The sequence below is a fragment of the Vagococcus sp. WN89Y genome (assembly GCF_052220145.1).
In the GTDB taxonomy this organism is placed as follows: Bacteria; Pseudomonadota; Gammaproteobacteria; order Enterobacterales; family Enterobacteriaceae; genus Kosakonia.
This window is the reverse complement of sequence record NZ_JBQPOM010000022.1, coordinates 118503-136160: the sequence shown is the minus strand read 5'-3', so window position 1 is coordinate 136160 and position 17658 is coordinate 118503. Positions and strand designations below refer to the sequence as shown.

Sequence of the window (17658 nt, the reverse complement as noted above, 5' to 3'; positions counted from 1 at the left end):
ATCTCGGCTAACCGGCTATGCCGAACAGCATTGAGTTCCGGATCTTCCGAGCATGGTTCCAAGCAAATGATTGATGCAGTAGACAGTTGTGTAATAAATGCGCTTAAAAGAAGAAATAGTAAGAGAAGGTGAGTTTTGGCCTCCGGGAGATAAAAAATCCGTAACTGGGAATATTCTTATTATTGAAAATCAAAAGATTATTTTAGAAGTTAATGGTTCAATTAGCGATGAGTTTTTTATGGCATCGGGTGGAAGTCGTCGTTTAAATGGTTTCATTGAGCGAGAAGTGCTGGTTACACTTTAAGGGTGCTTTTATAAAAAATTCAATCTAACGGAAGGAATTGGTAAGAAATCAATTGTTCATGTGCATATGATATTCTTAGGGTATGCCTATATGGATGGTGAAGATCTATTTTTTGATTCGTTGACTTTAAGAACTGTAATGGTCAATGAAAATCGGCCTGGCTTCAATCCGTGATTCGCGGACTGCCATGCATTGGGCAGAATAATTGTTGTGTCCAAGTGGGCTAGGTGTAAAGCAATGGGGGCCATCTGACGGGAGTCCAACGGCCGCATTGCACACTGATTCTGCTGAAATCTTCAGAAACCTCTAAAACTATGCAGCTTAGAAGAAAGTTCGTCATTCTTGCGTATAAAATTCATTATATATTCTTCGGTGATTATTTCTTGTGTTCCGCTGTTTTTATGTTTGGTTGCTAAAATTTGGTCATCATTGTCCGACGACATAGCTTCAGTTGCGGTTATTCTGAAACTATGTATTATTCTATTCCGGATTTCGACAAGTTCTTCGAAGAGGTTGGCAATGCTATCACTCGAGGCTTTCGTAATGGTTTCTTTAATTGGCTTTGAAAGGCGGCCAGATGTTCTGTCTGTTAATTCAAACCAGTTATAGGTTTTGTCATTATCAATGCGCAGGATGTTCTCGATAATAAATCCATTATTGGAATTAAAAACGCAAACAGCTGTTCCAATTAACTCTCTGTATTTTTTTGAGGGGACTGATTGACGTGAATAATCTTCATACATGGCACTAACTCCTTCTGTGAGGTTATTTTATTCAGCCTATCAAGAAATGACCTCATACTACTAGTGAAAAGAATTTCCTAGCCGTCCGGAAACCGAGTAGCAATATCACTGCCAGATCACGCGCAGTCAGTAGATGTAGTGGATCGGTAATTCAGGACACCTCGAAATCCTGTTAATGTTAAAACAGTGAAAATGAGTCAAAACTCGTCGGACTAAACGTACCTTTTCCCCGGAGTTCAAGCTTGAAGCTATCGAACAGGTGGTTAAATACCAGCGTGATGTCAGAGAAGTCGCGCTGGCACTCGAGCTCAACCCTGACCATTTGCGTAAATGGATACGGCTGTATAAGCAGGAACTTCAGGGTATTGAGCCCGCTGGTAATGCATTACCCCTGAACAACGCGAAATTCAGCAGCTTAAAGCGCAGATAAAGCGCCTTGAGATGGAAAAAGAAATACTAAAGCAGGCTGCCGTGCTGATGAGCGAAATCCCCGGGAAGCTGTCGCGCTGATCACACGGCTGAAAGCAGAGTGGCCAGTGCGGGTTCTTTGTCATTTATTTGGTATTCACCGTAGCGTTTATTACGCGCAGGTGAAGTGTCCTGTTAATGTGCAAAGAATTGAATTACGAAGCCGGATGGGGGCTTTCCATGCTCTCAGTTGTGGCGCAGCCGGTAGCCGGGCAATCAGTCAGATGTTGCGCCAGAGTGGCGTTGATGCAGGCCGGTGGCTGGCACGACGACTAATGCGGGCTGACAAGTCGACAGCCAGTTAAACATCACTACCGGGTAAACGAAGACAAAAGTCCGCCATTGCCAAATTTACTGAACCGGTAATTTAACCCCGCCGCACCAAACCGCGTCTGGTGCGGCGACATCAGTTTTATTCGCCTGCAGGACAAATGGTGTTATCTCGCGCTCGTTGTTGATTTATATTCACAGCGGATTATCGGTTCAGTCCTTTCATTAACCGCTGATGCTGAGTTGGTGTGTAGGGCTTTGCGTAATGCACTGGAAATACGGCCGCGTGATGCCCGCCTGCTGTTTCATTCAGATCAAGGTGTTCAGTATAAAAGCAATAAATACAGAAAGTTACTCTGGCGTTATGGGGTAATGCAAAGTATGAGTCGCAGAGGGAATTGCCTGGATAATTAGCCGATGGAAAGAGTCTTTCGCAGCCTTAAAAGTGAATGGCTTCCGAAAGGTGGTTATGGTGATTTTAGCCATGCGGTACGCGATATAAACCAGTGGATTAATGGTTATTATAACGTTTATCGACCTCACACGAACAACGATGGTTTACCGCCTTGCTTACATGAAGAAAAGTGGAAACAGGTTGTCCCTGTGTCCTGATTTTGTGCTCCACTACAAGATCCGGAAAGAATAACCTGAGCGTCCAATGTGTGGTGGTAAGAACGTTGATGAATAGATTTACCAGCGGTTCAGTGACCGATTACGCGTCCGTCCGAAAGTTATGCCAGCACTGGACAGAATAACTTGAACGTCCGCTCCTGGCACAGGGGTGCTGTTGCAGTCCTGATAACCTGAGACTTCAATCGATTCAGAGATCTCTAACGTATCATCGACTTCGATGCCCAGATAACGGACTGTGCTTTCCAGTTTCTTATGGTCCAATAGAAGTTGGATCACCCGGAGATTCTTAGTTTTCTTGTTGATCAGGTAAGGTTTTGTTCTTCTCATGGAATGTGTGCTGTAAAGCGAAGCTTTGAGACCAAGCTTTTCTACCCCCCCATGAAAAATTCGGCTGTATTATCGGGTTGATATGTGCCGGTTAGTTCCGATCCGAGACCGAAACTTTCTAAGGCCATATTGAACATAGCTAAATCACGCGTTTTACCTTCAAGTTCAAGCCGGATTCGGAGCCCCAGATATGAGATATCTGAAGTGGTCTTTTTTGGCCTATGATACGGTCTTTATTCCACGGTGACATGTTCATACTCAAATTTCCTGTAATGTTGGAGATTTGAGTATAGTTGTTCCTTAAGCGAACAGCAGAAGTTTTACCGCATCAATAGTAGAATAGTCACCCTGAATTCTGTTATATCAGATTTAAATTCTGAACGCCTGCTTCTGGGTAATCAAGCTGGCTCAACTGTAATTTTATTCATTCGTGGAGTAATTAAATTAAGAACATCTATTATATCAATGATTTTTTTTAATAATTTTATAGTGGTATTTTTTTTGTGGAAATTTTATAGAAATTAATGATTGGGTGGTTTTTAGCCATTTCTCGCGATTTAACAAATTAAACTGGTGGCTCGTGAACAGCATTAGCCTTGGCCTATACTTAGAGTATGCTTACCATATTATAAGAATCCCGATTGGAAAACGAAAAAATATATCATGGTAAGCCAATTTGAGGTGCGGACAATAACGTCAAAACCCTATTGAATCGGCCTTTCGCCCGTGTATTAACTGACAGTTATGATACGCGGCTAATATAATTTGAAAGCGGACATTAACATAGAATGCAATGTATAAATACCTTAACATAAGGCTTCATTAAAATACTCACATATTAAATCTTTATGTATAAAGTGCGATTCCAATACATTAAATAAAAACGGCCCTCTCATATCTCTATAGTGAAACGGTATTTTAGAGTTATCTATTTTAAAGGTCTTTATTTTATTTAGGTCGCCGTGAATTTTATGGTTATTAATTTTTTGCTCATACTCTTCAATGCTGTAAAATATGAACTCGTGATCCAAATGTTGAATAAAAACCTGTCCATCATTTCTCACATATTGAAGATGAATGACTTGTGTTACCACCGAGTCTTCTTCAAGAATAAAATCATCCATTAATTCCTCGAAGGTTATTTCTTGCTTATCTTTATCATGTTGGATTATCAATTTATCATCATATTTTTTATCATATAGTACTGAAATTTCAGGGACTCTATCTATTTCTGAAGGCATTATGCTTCCATATGCAAGTTCTTCCATTACTATAGTGATTCTAGATATGCCACTAATTCTAAATGCAATATTTTTAATTAATCCTTCTTTTAACATTTTTGTAATAGAGTCAACTACCTTTTTACTGGTGAAAAAGTGAAGGTTTATTTTTGGTAGGCGATTATCAGTTAAGTATCTATTGTATTTTTTATTGGTAATAGATATGTTTTCATTTAATGAAATTAATTTATATTTCTTGAATTGAGAGTCAACTGAATCTAAATCGATATTTATATGTCTATAAATTTTAATTAGTTCTTCTGAATGATCGGTTAAGTATTTTTTTATATTAACCATTCTTCCTCTGGATATCGCAATCGCATTTAAGGATTTATAATGGAAGAAAAATTCCTTTATGTATTCAATTTTTTCCTCTGCTGGTTTTTTTATGGAAGATATGTTGGAAAGAAAATCCGGAAGATATACTTCATTAAAAAAATATGATAGGCTCGATACATTTGTAATTTCACTCGTATTCTTAATTTCATTTTTCAAACTCTTAATGCGATCGCTGGTGTATATATTTTTTGAACGATAACTGTTAATGGTTTGCCAGTTACTTTTTAATTTATTTCTTTTTCCACTTGTATTTGACAGGGGATCAAAAAACCATTGAATAAAATATATTGTTTACAGTTTAATTGTTCTATTCTGGCATTGGATTCTTTTAATTCAAACTCCAAACTGGCTAGATCATTTTCAAGATTGTTTATCAAGGATGTTTGAATTTCGACAAAGAGAAAATCGTTATCTAGATTGTTTTCAACAAATTCTATCGCCTTGTCATTGAATAACTTAGATTGGTTATAAAAAGAATAAAAAATACCACCATACTCATAGCAGGTGCCAGTTTTCGCAGAGAAATCATTATTTTCTTTTATTAAGCTATTAATTAATTCATTTAATTCTTTTTTGAATTTTAACATAAATGAAATCCTTTATTTCCCACAATGATTTTTATTTACATCGATACCATTTATACAATATCATGAAAAAAACAAAATTAATATATTGATACTATGTGATTAGGGGCATAGTGTATATACCATGTCCGTTCCTGGCACATAGCAGTCGGCTCGTGACTGAGATAAATTGAAGATTTAGTTGCGATGTGTCATTCAATAATGAGAGTCGTCTCGGAGACTGTCTGGTTGATTGCACCAATTGCTGCTACTGAATCTGCAAGCTGATTCCTGTTTCTCTCGTTGCAGAGTCGATCACATATAGTTTTTGTCTTGCGTGTTCGTGGATATTGTTGACCAGTAACATGGCACAATTATTCGGGAAACACCTCAGCTCAACACGTCGCTCCAGCATGTATTTAATCGCTTTGTTTAATGCCCCTGTGGATTGGTATGTCGCCGTTGCTGCCGATGCTTTTTCTTCAGCCTGTACAGCCTAGCTATCTTTTTCACCGTGATGGCTGCCTGTAGGGCCCCAGTTCATCTTAATATGGGGCTGCCAGGCCCCGTCTTGCATGATACCAGCATTCGGCGAGGAGTAATCCCGAGGGGGGATCAACCAGTGGTGGTCACCTGATATTTGTTGACAACAAGAGTGTTGCTTCAGCACCCGTTTTCAGGATGTACAAGATTACGTTCGGTCTGGTACTCAAAACTGGCTATTTCAGGTTTGCTTTTTTATGACTGTGAAGTATGCCTCTGTGTGCTGCTCCTGAACGAAATAGATCATCTGACGATGATAAGAAAAAATGTTTAATGATGATTTTCAATGACTGAAGTCAAAAAATGACATTTCTTGTGCTAACCAACTGTATTAAAAGCATTCAATGGGATAATTTCCTGCATTTTTCCATTAACTATGGTTATAAGTTTTGAGTTATTCTGATTTCTCGATATAAAACAGAATAAAGATCTGTTCATTTGCGTTATTACGATCGATAAATCTGTCATATTGCTGTCATTCAGATCATTATTCTATAATGATCAAAATTAAGTCAATTCTGAACTGATTTGTTACTCAGCATTCTGGTACCGGTTGATGCGGGTAAATACCGGAAGGGCGGTAGCATGCCATCGCAAAACATGGTGGGAGGTATCGTCAGGAGGCTGGTGATTGTTGGTATGGCATGAATAAAAGGTTTTTTGTTTGACCGGAAAATTATGTTGCAGGGGCGAGAGAACTGAGGAACAAAGCGTATTCCGGCACTGTCCGTCCTTGCTGTCACTGACACTGATGTCTGCTTTATTATCGCCTTTATCTCTTCAGGCCGCGGATGTCCTGCGTAGCGGAGATGACGCATTTATCATTCAGCAGCAGCGTCAGGAAGCCCTTGAGCAACAACTGACGCCTTCAGCCCCTGATGTTCGCCTTTCTGCATCGACTTCTTTTGCCCGTAAGATTGATTTTCCTGTCGAAACGCCCTGTTTTCAGATTAAACAGACGGAACTGGAGGGGGCTGATGCGTTACCACACTGGTTGCCTTTACAAAAAATCGCCAACGGGGCGGTCGGGCATTGCCTGGGGGCGAAAGGAATTAATCTGCTGATGAGTACATTGCAGAACCGTCTGGTCGATCATGGTTATGTCACCACCCGGGTTCTGGCACCTTCGCAGGATTTAAAAAGCGGTATCCTCCGGCTGGTTATTATTCCCGGTGTTGTGCGGCATGTGCGTCTGACACCGGACAGTGGTGACTATATTCAGTTGTATTCCTCATTCCCGGCACACGAAGGCTCTCTGCTGGATTTACGGGACATTGAGCAGGGGCTGGAGAATATGCAACGACTGCCGGGTGTGCAGGCTGATATGGAAATTGTACCCGGTGAGCAGCCAGGGGAAAGTGACATTCTTATTACCCGCAAACAGGACAAATACTGGCGACTGGGGTTTTCGCTTGATGATTCAGGTACCCGCAGCACAGGGCGTTATCTCGGTGGTATAACATTTTCTCTGGATAATCCTTTTTCCCTGAGTGACCTGCTGTATGTTTCTGCCACCCATAATTTTCCACATTACGGGGGTAAGGGCAGTAAAAACTACACGGCCCATTACTCTGTGCCTTTCGGCTACTGGCAGTTTTCCGTCACCGCCAGTGATTACGATTACCATCAGACGGTAGCTGGTGCGGTTGAGGATTACCAGTACAGTGGCGAGAGTCAGAATCTGGGCATGCAGCTGAGCCGGGTACTGCACCGTAACGGGACGCAGAAAACGGTGCTGACTTACGATGTTCAGGCCCGCAGGTCGCGTAACTACATTAATGATACGGAAATCCAGGTGCAGCGCCGGCAGACAGCGGCCTGGCGACTTGGGCTGCAGCACCGTCATTATATTTCTCAGGCCACACTGGATGCTGGTGTCAGCTGGCAACGGGGAACCCGCTGGTTTGGTGCACAGCCGGCACCGGAAGAAACGTGCGGTGAGGCAACGGCGCTCAGTAAGATCCTGCAGATGAATGCATCCTTTAATCTGCCCTTTACACTGGCAGAGCAGCCCTTCAGTTATTCCTTCCGGTATCAGCGCCAGCTGAGCAATACCCCGCTGACCCCACAGGAACAGTTTGCCATCGGTAACCGCTGGACGGTTCGTGGTTTTGACGGGGAGCGAACGCTGAATGCCAGTAACGGCTGGTATATCCGAAACGACCTGGCCTGGCGTACGCCACTGCCGGAGCAGGAGTTATATCTGGGAATAGATTACGGCGAGGTGGGGGGAGCCGGCAGTGAATATCTGGTGGGACGTCATCTGGCCGGTGGTGTTGTGGGGCTGAGGGGGCAACTGTTCAGTACGGATTATGACGTTTTCATCGGTCGTCCGTTTTCAAAGCCGGCGGGTTTTATGACGAGTGATGTGACAGCCGGTTTTAATCTGTTCCGGGATTTCTGAGAAAATTTCATGCGTAACGGGAAATATGACGTTCTGAGTCCCCTGTATTCCGGTGAGCCGGTCAATGAGGCGGAAGTCCTGGGGGCTGCCGTCTGGCTGTGGATGCACTCCCCCCTGCATCGTGATGCGCCATTGCATACCCTGCCGGACCTGCTGCTGCCGGTGATTAAGCACCGACAGTATGTGATAACAACAGAGCAGGGGCGACCTGTTTTCTTCATGAGCTGGGCCTGGCTCAGCCAGGAGGCAGAGGCGCGTTTTCTTACACAGCCGGCAATTCTCATGCCCCGGTCGGACTGGAACAGCGGCGACCGGATGTGGGTCTGTGACTGGGTTGCCCCCTCCGGACACACTCCGGATATGAGTCGTCTTGTCCGGCAGGATATTTTTCCCCGTCTGTGCTGGCGTTCGCTGTACCACCGTGGGCAGCAGACCGGGTTGCGGGTGATGAATTTCCGGGGTGCACAGGTCAGTCGTGAAGAGGCGCGCCAGTGGCGTGTGCAGCACCCGCTTGCTGTGGATGTGCCGGAGAGATAAGTCAGGTTTATCAGAATGAACAGAAATTGTTACCGCATTATTTTTAACAAAGCCCGGGGAATGCTGATGGTGGTGGCAGATATTGCCCGTTCCGGTCGCGCCGGTACATCACTGTCCTCCCGCACAGGATATCCACACAGGCAACATATCTGCCGTGTCACGCCGCTTGCATTCTCTTTGTGGCTGGCGTCGGGGATGGTGCATTCTGTCAGTGCTGCAGGCATTGTCGCAGACCATGGCGCACCGGGGCATCAGCAGCCCACGATTACGCAGACGGCCAGCGGCATTCCGCAGGTGAATATTCAGACGCCTTCTGCCGGCGGGGTTTCACATAATACATACAGCCAGTTCGACGTCGGTAACCAGGGCGTCATTCTGAATAATGCCCATAACAATGTGCAGACTCAACTGGGTGGCATGGTGGCCGGGAACCCGTGGCTGGCCAAGGGAGAGGCCAGAATCATTCTTAATGAAGTGAACAGTCGCAATCCCAGCCAGTTGAACGGTTTTGTTGAGGTTGCCGGGAAAAAGGCGCAGGTGGTGATTGCGAACCCGGCCGGCATCAGTTGCGACGGGTGCGGTTTTATTAATGCGAACCGGGCCACGCTGACCACGGGGCAGCCGCAGATGAAAAACGGCAGTCTGACCGGATTCAGTGTTGAACGTGGTGAGATTCAGGTTACGGGCAAAGGGATGGATGCCTCGCGCACGGATTATACCGATATCATTGCCCGGTCTGTGAAGATTAATGCGGGTATCTGGGCGCAGGATCTGAAAGTGACCACAGGACGTAACAATGTGGATATCGCGCACGGGCAGATTGAGAAAAAGACCGGTGATGTCTCTTCACAGCCTCAGATGGCACTGGATGTGGCCAGTCTTGGCGGAATGTATGCCGGAAAAATTCGCCTTGTCGGTACGGAAACGGGGGTGGGGGTTCGTAACGCCGGTCATATTGGTGCGCAGGCAGGGGCGGTTACCCTGACGGCTGACGGACGTATTGAAAACAGTGGCAGTATCAGTGCGAAAACGGATGTGCATCTGGCGACAACCCGGGAGCTGCATAACAGTGGTTCTGTTTATGCGGGACAGGATACGCAGATACAGAGTGATGGTGTATTCACCCATACAGGCTCTGTGGCATCACGTCGCAACACCCGGATTCAGACAGCGCGTCTGACCGGCGGTGAGCGGAGTCTGCTGGCCGCCGGGGTGAAAGATGACGGACGTCTGGCGGCAGCGGGCAACCTGACTGTCAGTACCACCGGCGAACTGGCGGCACACGGACAGGTTCTGTCCGGTGGGGACATGCAACTGAAGGGGCAGTGGCTGGATTTAAGCAACAGCCGGATACAGGGACAACATACTGAGCTGGATGCAACCAGTGGAAATCTGTCCACACAGAATGCGCAACTGAGTGCCGGTACGCTTTCCGCCCGGACTGCCGGGCAGTTCAGCAATAATGGCGGTACGATAAATGCCGACACACTGCAGATATCGGCACAAAGCCTGTCAAATCGTAAAGGCAGTCTGATTCAGACGGGAACAGGGGATTTTTCACTGAACCTGCCGGGAGGCGTGGATAACCGGGAAGGGCTGCTTGCGGCAAATGGCGCGGTGCGCCTGGATGCACTGAGCCTTGATAATCGCAGGGGGAAAGTGCAGGCGGCGCAGTCAGGCAGTCTGCAGGTGAGGACAACCGGCGCCGTGGATAACCAGCAGGGACGTCTGCTTGCCAGCCGTGACATCCTGATTAATACACAGGCGCTGAATAACGACAACGGACTGATTTCAGCTGCTGCCGGAACGGGCAGGATAAAAACACAGCAGGCTGTCAGCAATACTGAGGGACGAATGGAGTCCGCCGGCAGGCTGGATATTTCGGCAGGGAGTCTGAATAACCACCAGGGTACGGTGGTGGCTGACGGGCTGTCTGTGACGCTGGATGGTGCGCTGGATAATACGTCCGGCAGACTGCTTTCACAGAAAACGCTGTCTGTGTCAGGCAGCGAACTGGTCTCTGATGATGGTCTGATTCAGTCCGGCAGTGACATGACGCTGGATGTACAGGACGGGGTTCTCAGTAACCGGAACACGAAAACACGGGGTGGTATCAGCAGCGCCGGTACCCTGACAGTACGGGTCGGTATGCTGAATAATCAGCAGGGATTTATGGTGGGTCAGAAGGATATGACCCTGAACGCCGGAACGCTCGATAACCGTCAGGGCGTGCTGGGGAGTCAGGCGTCATTACAGATATCGTCAGGTACGCTGATGAACCAGAAAGGCGCACTGAAGGCCGGGACGGATATGTTGCTGAGTGGTGGTGATGTCAGTAATCAGGAAGGGACGCTTGCCGCCGGCAGAGACCTGAATGCGCACCTGAATGTGCTGGAAAATCAGCAGGGGACGGTGGTCAGCAACGGTAACAGCAGGCTGGATGTCACCCGCTCTGATAATCAGGGCGGCAGACTGGTGGCACAGCAGTCACTGACCCTTTCCTCGACGGATATCATCAACGATGCCAGCGGCCTGATACAGAGCGGTGCATCGCTGAATCTCCGTGCTGACACACTGAGTAACCGTAACAGTGGTGACCGGGGCGGTGTTATCAGTCAGGGGCCGATGACGCTGAATGCCGGCACACTGGACAGCACAGCCGGTGTGCTTTTGTCGGGAGATGCTCTGTTTCTGACTGCAGGCGTGGTTAACAATACATCCGGTCAGGTGGTGGCAAACGGTCTGCTCGGCTGGAACAGCCAGGCGCTGAACAATCAGTCCGGTCTTATTCAGGGGAGGGGTATCAGCATTAATACCGCAGGCCAGACGCTGGATAACAGACGCGGTACGCTGAACAGCCTGCAGGAACTGACTGTCAGTACCGGAGCAATGGATAACCGGGGCGGGACCGTGGGGGCGAAAACGACAGCTGACCTGAGCACCACCTCGCTGGATAACCGTGAGGGGGGCCGGCTGGTCAGTGAAGGTGAACTCCGTCTGCATACGGGAGGTCTGCAGAACAGCCACGGACAGATACAGTCTGTGGGCGACATGTTGCTCGACAGTGTACGGGGCGTTGTGGACAACGTCTCTGGTCTGATTCGCAGTGGTTCCGCCATTACGCTGAACGCCCTGCAGTTTATCAATCGCCACACGCAGAATACCGGCCAGGGGCTGGAAGCGCAGACAATATACATCACGACGCAGGACCTTGATAACCAGGAGGGCAGTATTCTGGCAGACAGGGCGCTTACGGTTATGGCAGACAGGACGCTCAGTAATAATGACGGCGTGCTCTCTTCCGGCGCGACATTGTCTGTCAGTGGCCGTCAGCTGGCGTTTTCGAACCGTGACGGTGTGGTTAAGGCCGGGCAGTCAGTATCTGTGGATGCCGGTCAGCTCGGTGGTGACGGGAAACTGCTTTCGCTGGGCGATATGACGCTGAAAAGTAACACAACGTTCAGCAACAGTGGTCAGACCATTGCGAACGGAAACCTTACGCTTTCCGTTAATGGCGATGTCTCTAATACCGGCAGCCTGCTGGCAGGCAGCCGGCTTGACCTGAACAGCATCCGCCTTGAAAACACAGAGAAAGGTGAAATCAGTGCCGGGCAGACCTGGCTTAACGTGACGGACACACTGCTGAACCGTGGGCTGATTGACGGGAAATATACGCGTCTTCAGGCGAACACCCTGACGAATTCCGGTACCGGGCGAATCTACGGCGATGCTGTTGGTGTCAGCGCTGCCACATTTAATAATCTGGATGAAAATGGCGTGGCGGCGACGCTGGCCGGGCGTGAGCGTGTGGACTTAGGGATACAGACCCTGAATAACCGGACGCACAGCCTGATTTACAGTGCAGGTGATATGCATACTGGTGGCATGCTGGATGCGAATGGCGCCGCCACGGGGAAAGCCGGTGTACTGAATAATCACAGTGCCACTATTGAAGCCGCCGGATATCTGGTACTGAGTGCCGGACAAATCAATAACGTCAATGACCATTTCACCACGGAGCGCGTGGTGGTTTCCACGGAAAAGGTGACTGAGTATCAGCTCAGCGGCTCAGATAAACGCTGGAGCGCCGGTGAACCGGGCGTTTATGTGGATAACGATTCCAGTAACTCACTGAAAAAACTGCATACACCGGAAGGCGCCAGAGATAAATTCACGCAGTACGATTACACCCGTACCGTGGAAGAAACCCGGGTAAAAGAATCCGACCCGGGAAAAATTCTGTCCGGTGCCGGCATGACGATTGTGGCAGACAAACTGCTTAATGATAAGAGTCAGGTTGTTGCAGGTGGCCTGCTGGATATGCAGGCCGGTGATGTGGAAAACGTCAGTGTCAGCGGAGAGCGCCATGTTACGGACTCAGGAACATCCACGTATTATTACCGTATCAGGAAAAAAGGAAAGGATAAGCAGGGGGAGAAAACCTCTCAGTACACTCCGCCCACTGTAATTCAGACCATCACGCTGAAGCCGGGAGAGCTCACCAGCCACGGACAGGTTCAGGGCAGCCAGGTCACGCTTTCTCCCCTGAAGCCACAGGGAACGGATGTACAGACAGGACTGACCGGAAATGTGGATGCGACAGTAGCCGCTACTGACCGGATACCGCTTCGCCCGGTGGTGTCAGCCGGTGAACCGGTCATTCTGTTGCCGGGGCAGCAGTTTGAAGTCAGCGCACCTCAGGGCAGTATCCATGTTGCCGGGCCGGATACCCGTCTGCCGGACAGCAGCCTGTTTAAAACAAATCCGGCAGTGAATGTGCCATATCTGGTTGAAACGGACCCGCGTTTTACGAACCAGAAGACGTGGCTGGGCAGTGATTACATGCAGAAGGCGTTTTCTCAGAACGGGGATAACATGCTCAAACGCCTGGGGGATGGTTTTTACGAACAGCGTCTGATTCGTGAGCAGGTTGTCGCTCTGACCGGGCAACGGTACCTGGACGGATACAGTAATGATGAAGAGCAGTTTAAGGCGTTAATGGATGCGGGTATTGCATTTGGTAAGCAATACAACCTGACACCAGGTGTGGCGCTGACTGCTGAGCAGATGGCGTTACTGACCGGTGATATTGTCTGGCTGGTTAACACCACGGTGACGCTGCCGGACGGCAGCACGCAGACGGTTCAGGTACCTCAGGTGTATGCCCGTGTAAAACCCGGTGATGTGAACAGTGCCGGTGCGCTGATTGCCGGCAGGGACATGGTGATGAAGCTGGATGGTGACCTGTTTAACAGCGGTAAACTGGCCGGGAAGCAGACCGTGCAGCTCAGTGCAGAAAACATTCACAACCAGGCCGGCACCATTCAGGGAGCCAATGTCAGCCTGACGGCCCGGACGGATATTAACAGTACCGGCGGGCTGCTGCAGGCTACGGACAGCCTGCTGGCGATGGCCGGACGGGATATCAGTCTGACCACCACCACCCGTACGGCACAGCGCGACGCCGGGCAGAACCATTTTGAACGTACCAGTATCGACAGTGTGGCCGGCGTGTATGTGCAGAACGACCAGGGAAGACTGGTGTTGCAGGCCGGACGGGATATGAATCTGACGGCTGCAACGGTGGTGAATCAGGGTAAGGACAGCCTGACGCAACTCAGTGCGGGCAGGGATATGACGCTTTCCACAGTGACCACATCCGCGCAGGACAATATTACCTGGGACAAAAATAATCGTCTGTCGCAGGGCGTCACACAGAGTACGGGCAGCACGCTTGCCGGTAACGGTGATGTCACGCTGACCGCCGGACGGGATATGACGTCACAGGCGGCATCGCTGTCAGCTCAGAAAGGCCTGGCCCTGATGGCGGGTCATGACGTGACGCTGACCGGTGCACAGAATACCAGCTCGCTGGATGAATACCATAAAGTGACCGGCAGCAGCGGGATGTTATCGAAAACCACCACAACCACGCATGATGTCACTGACCGCCGGACCATGACGGGCAGTGAACTGAACGGGGATACGGTCAGTATCGGCGCCGGACATAATCTGAACGTCACGGGCAGCAGTGTGGCCGGGGATAACCGTGTCTCCCTGACTGCCGGAAATAACCTGAGTATCGGTACGCTGACAGAAAGCAACCGTGAAACACACCTGAAACAGGAGAAAAAATCCGGGCTGATGAGCTCCGGAGGTGTGGGATTCAGCGTGGGCAGTCAGAGTCTGAAAGTCACGGACACCGCAACAGACACCACACAGAAAGGCAGCACGGTGGGGAGTGTTCACGGTGATGTTTCCCTTCAGGCAGGTAACCGGTTGACCGTCAACGGCTCTGACCTGATTGCCGGCAGGGACATGGCACTCAGTGGTAAGGAGGTCAGCATTACCGCCGCCACTGACCAGCATGAGCAGACACATACGGTGGAGCAGAAAATCTCCGGTCTGACGCTTGCCCTGTCCGGCACAGCGGGCAGCGCCCTGAACACGACGGTGGAGACCGTGCAGGCGGCGAAATCTGCCGGAAACAGCCGGCTTGAAGCCCTGCAGGGGGTGAAGGCCGCGCTCTCGGGTGCTCAGGCCGTGCAGGCCGGACGACTGGCAGACGCGCAGGGAAACGATGCCGGAAATAATAACACGGTGGGCATCAGCCTCTCTTACGGCAGCCAGTCTTCGAAATCAGAACAACGGGCAGAGCAGACGGTGGCGAAGGGCAGTGCCCTGACCGCAGGTAATAACCTCAGTATTCAGGCCACCGGCTCCGGCGTGAAGGGCGTGGATGGTGACCTGACGATACAGGGCAGTCAGATAAAGGCCGGGAACAACGTTCTGCTGCAGGCAAACCGTGACGTGAATCTGGTATCAGCAGAAAACACGTCAAAGCTGGAAGGAAAGAACACATCCAGTGGTGGCAGTGTGGGTGTCGGTGTTGGTGTGGGCTCCGGAGGCTGGGGTATCAGTGTTTCAGCCAGCGCAAACCAGGGTAAGGGCAGTGAAAAAGGCAACGGTACCACCCATACAGAAACCACGGTGGATGCGGGAAAACAGCTGACCATTATCAGCGGGCGGGACACCACACTTACCGGGGCGCAGGCTGGCGGTGAAACGGTGAAAGTGGATGTCGGTCGTCATCTGACACTGACCAGTGAGCAGGACAGTGACCGTTATGACAGCAAGCAGCAGAATGCCAGTGCCGGAGGTAGCTTCACTTTCGGGTCCATGAGCGGTTCGGCGAGTGTGAGCCTCAGCCGGGATAAAATGCACAGTAACTACGACAGTGTGCAGGAACAGACAGGGATTTTTGCCGGCAGGGGCGGGTTTGATGTCACGACCGGGCAACATACGCAACTGAACGGTGCCGTGATTGCGTCCACGGCAACGGCAGATAAAAACCGGCTGGATACCGGCACACTGGGCTTCAGTGACATTGAAAACCGGGCCGACTTTAAAACGGAACATCAGAGTGCAGGGCTCAGTACCGGTGGCAGTGTTGCCGGAAATTTCCTGGGGAACATGGCCAACAATCTGCTGGTCGGTGCAAATCATGAAGGCCATGCGGACAGTACCACGCAGTCGGCAGTGTCTGCCGGGAATATCACTATTCGGGATACACAGAGCCAGAAACAGGATGTGGCAGACCTGAACCGTGACGCAGCACATGCAAACCAGACGCTGTCCCCCATCTTTGACAGGGAAAAAGAGCAGCAGCGACTGCAGCAGGCGCAACTCATTGGTGAGATTGGTAACCAGGTGGCAGATATTGCCAGAACGGAAGGACAGATAGCCGGTGAGAAAGCGAAGCGGGACCCGGCAGCACTGAATCAGGCCCGCGCAGAGCTTGAGGCAGCAGGAAAACCGTTCACGGAACAGGATGTGGCGCAGCGGGCATATAACAACGGTATGGTGGCCTCCGGTTTTGGAACGGGAGGCAAATACCAGCAGGCGATACAGGCTGCAACGGCAGCGGTACAGGGACTGGTCGGTGGTAATCTGAGTGCAGCCCTGGCAGGTGGTGCTGCGCCGTATCTGGCTGAAGTGGTGAAAACCATGACCACAGACCCGGTTACAGGTGAGGTGAATAAGGCTGCAAATGTGGCCGCCCATGCCGTGGTGAATGCCGCACTGGCGGTGGCACAGGGAAATAATGCTCTTGCCGGTGCTGCAGGTGCAGCCACCGGCGAGGTGGTGGGAATGATAGCCACACAGATGTACGGTAAGCCGGTGAGTGAACTGAGTGAGACAGAGAAACAGACGGTCTCAACACTGGCAACGGTTGCTGCCGGCCTGGCCGGTGGTCTGGTGGGCGACTCGGAGGCTTCAGCGGTAGCCGGCGCACAGTCAGGTAAGACAACGGTTGAGAATAATGCGCTCAGCCTGCCATCAGGAATGGTGAGTTATGGCCAGGCGGTTGCCTCCTGGAATCAGTATGCTGATGCTAATAATCTCACTCCGGAACAGAAGCAGGCAGGACTGGATAAACTTGCCAAAGGGGAGTTACCTGAAGGTGCCAATATAAGCAAAGTGATAGTTGATGGCTATAAAGATGGCGTATTGATTGCAGGTGCCTGGTATCTGGGGCCTGCAGCATCTGTCGGGAAAGTGATCGGTAGTGGAGTTGTTGCTGAGATTGCTAACGGAACATACCAGTGGTTTGATCTGAGTCAGTCGGGTAATGAGAACAAAAACTGGGACTGGAAAAGCAGTGCCAGTGCAGGCATTACTGGTATGCTTGCACCGGGAAGAACTGTTGGACAAACCGTAGGAATTGCGATGGGCAGTGCATTTTTTACTGATGGACCGAATGCAGGAGCTATTGGAGGTGCTGCCGCAGGTGCATGGGCCGGTGGATTATTTGGGGAATATGCACCTGGAATTGTAAACTCAGTTACTGGAAAGGAAATTCCTGGGTTTGTTTATGATTATTGGGGAGGGGTTGCTTCAGAGTTTTCATCTGGATTTATTAAAGATCTCAATAAACCGAAAGGTTCGTCAGAGGATAAGAAAGAATGAAACAACTATATAGTTATGTGATATTGTTCCTTTATAGCTGTTTATCATCTATAGTCATGTTGCTATTTCTGGGAGGGGTGGTTTCAACCTTTTATTTTTTTAAAGGTGATGAGTTTTATTTTCCAGTGAATCAGTTTAAAAGAGCTATCGTTTTTGGTTGTATAGCAGGAACAGCAATAACATTAGCTACAATAGTATTTAATTTAATAGATAAGTTTAACACCCGTAAGAAAAATCCATCAGATCCTAAGTGAGATTTGCAACAATCCCAATTCAT

General features: G+C 49.4%; 8 protein-coding genes and 1 pseudogene. 6 read left to right on the top strand and 3 right to left on the bottom strand.

Features of this window, described 5'->3' with window-relative positions; genetic code table 11:
- Window positions 1-97: 97 nt before the first annotated feature.
- Window positions 98-304 carry a hypothetical protein gene (locus tag ACTU3N_RS07800; protein WP_443085564.1) on the top strand — a complete coding sequence of 69 codons (207 nt, stop codon included), beginning with the start codon at window positions 98-100 and terminating at the stop codon, window positions 302-304.
- Window positions 305-600: 296 nt separating this feature from the next.
- Here the strand turns inward: ACTU3N_RS07800 and ACTU3N_RS07795 are convergent, their stop codons facing one another.
- Window positions 601-1047 carry a selenium binding protein gene (locus ACTU3N_RS07795; protein ID WP_443085563.1) on the bottom strand — a complete coding sequence of 149 codons (447 nt, stop codon included), beginning with the start codon at window positions 1045-1047 and terminating at the stop codon, window positions 601-603.
- Between the two features lie 250 nt (window positions 1048-1297).
- On the opposite strand from ACTU3N_RS07795, the pseudogene ACTU3N_RS07790 reads away from it, so the two are divergent.
- Window positions 1298-2397, top strand: a pseudogene (locus ACTU3N_RS07790) (IS3 family transposase).
- 1154 nt (window positions 2398-3551) lie between these two features.
- Here ACTU3N_RS07790 and ACTU3N_RS07785 read toward each other — a convergent pair.
- Both ACTU3N_RS07785 and ACTU3N_RS07780 read right to left on the bottom strand, forming a co-directional pair.
- The gene (locus ACTU3N_RS07785; RefSeq protein WP_443085562.1) at window positions 3552-4520 is read right to left on the bottom strand and encodes a hypothetical protein; all 969 of its coding nucleotides are present in this window, start codon (window positions 4518-4520) and stop codon (window positions 3552-3554) included.
- Between the two features lie 68 nt (window positions 4521-4588).
- A complete protein-coding gene (locus tag ACTU3N_RS07780) occupies window positions 4589-4951 on the bottom strand; it encodes a hypothetical protein (protein WP_443085561.1) in 363 nt (120 codons plus the stop codon).
- A gap of 1270 nt (window positions 4952-6221) precedes the next feature.
- Here ACTU3N_RS07780 and ACTU3N_RS07775 point away from each other — a divergent pair.
- The 4 genes from ACTU3N_RS07775 to ACTU3N_RS07760 are packed head-to-tail and all read left to right on the top strand — an operon-like array spanning window position 6222 to window position 17635.
- Window positions 6222-7874 (top strand): ShlB/FhaC/HecB family hemolysin secretion/activation protein, encoded by a 1653-nt coding sequence (locus ACTU3N_RS07775; RefSeq protein WP_443085560.1) that lies wholly within the window; start codon window positions 6222-6224, stop codon window positions 7872-7874.
- 9 nt (window positions 7875-7883) lie between these two features.
- On the top strand, window positions 7884-8411 hold the full coding sequence (locus tag ACTU3N_RS07770) for a toxin-activating lysine-acyltransferase (RefSeq protein ID WP_443085559.1): 528 nt from the start codon (window positions 7884-7886) through the stop codon (window positions 8409-8411).
- A gap of 15 nt (window positions 8412-8426) precedes the next feature.
- A complete protein-coding gene (locus ACTU3N_RS07765) occupies window positions 8427-17381 on the top strand; it encodes a two-partner secretion domain-containing protein (protein ID WP_443085558.1) in 8955 nt (2984 codons plus the stop codon).
- Window positions 17378-17635 carry a hypothetical protein gene (locus tag ACTU3N_RS07760; RefSeq protein WP_443085557.1) on the top strand — a complete coding sequence of 86 codons (258 nt, stop codon included), beginning with the start codon at window positions 17378-17380 and terminating at the stop codon, window positions 17633-17635. Before ACTU3N_RS07765 ends, ACTU3N_RS07760 begins: the two co-directional genes overlap by 4 nt.
- Window positions 17636-17658 lie beyond the last annotated feature (23 nt).

Bases quoted from the DNA above. Each gene is read 5' to 3' on its own strand.
- ACTU3N_RS07795 (WP_443085563.1), bottom strand. From the start codon at position 1,047: ATGTATGAAGATTATTCACGTCAATCAGTCCCCTCAAAAAAATACAGA.
- ACTU3N_RS07770 (WP_443085559.1), top strand. From the start codon at position 7,884: ATGCGTAACGGGAAATATGACGTTCTGAGTCCCCTGTATTCCGGTGAG.
- ACTU3N_RS07780 (WP_443085561.1), bottom strand. From the start codon at position 4,951: ATGTTAAAATTCAAAAAAGAATTAAATGAATTAATTAATAGCTTAATA.
- ACTU3N_RS07800 (WP_443085564.1), top strand. From the start codon at position 98: ATGCGCTTAAAAGAAGAAATAGTAAGAGAAGGTGAGTTTTGGCCTCCG.
- ACTU3N_RS07775 (WP_443085560.1), top strand. From the start codon at position 6,222: ATGTCTGCTTTATTATCGCCTTTATCTCTTCAGGCCGCGGATGTCCTG.
- ACTU3N_RS07765 (WP_443085558.1), top strand. From the start codon at position 8,427: ATGAACAGAAATTGTTACCGCATTATTTTTAACAAAGCCCGGGGAATG.
- ACTU3N_RS07760 (WP_443085557.1), top strand. From the start codon at position 17,378: ATGAAACAACTATATAGTTATGTGATATTGTTCCTTTATAGCTGTTTA.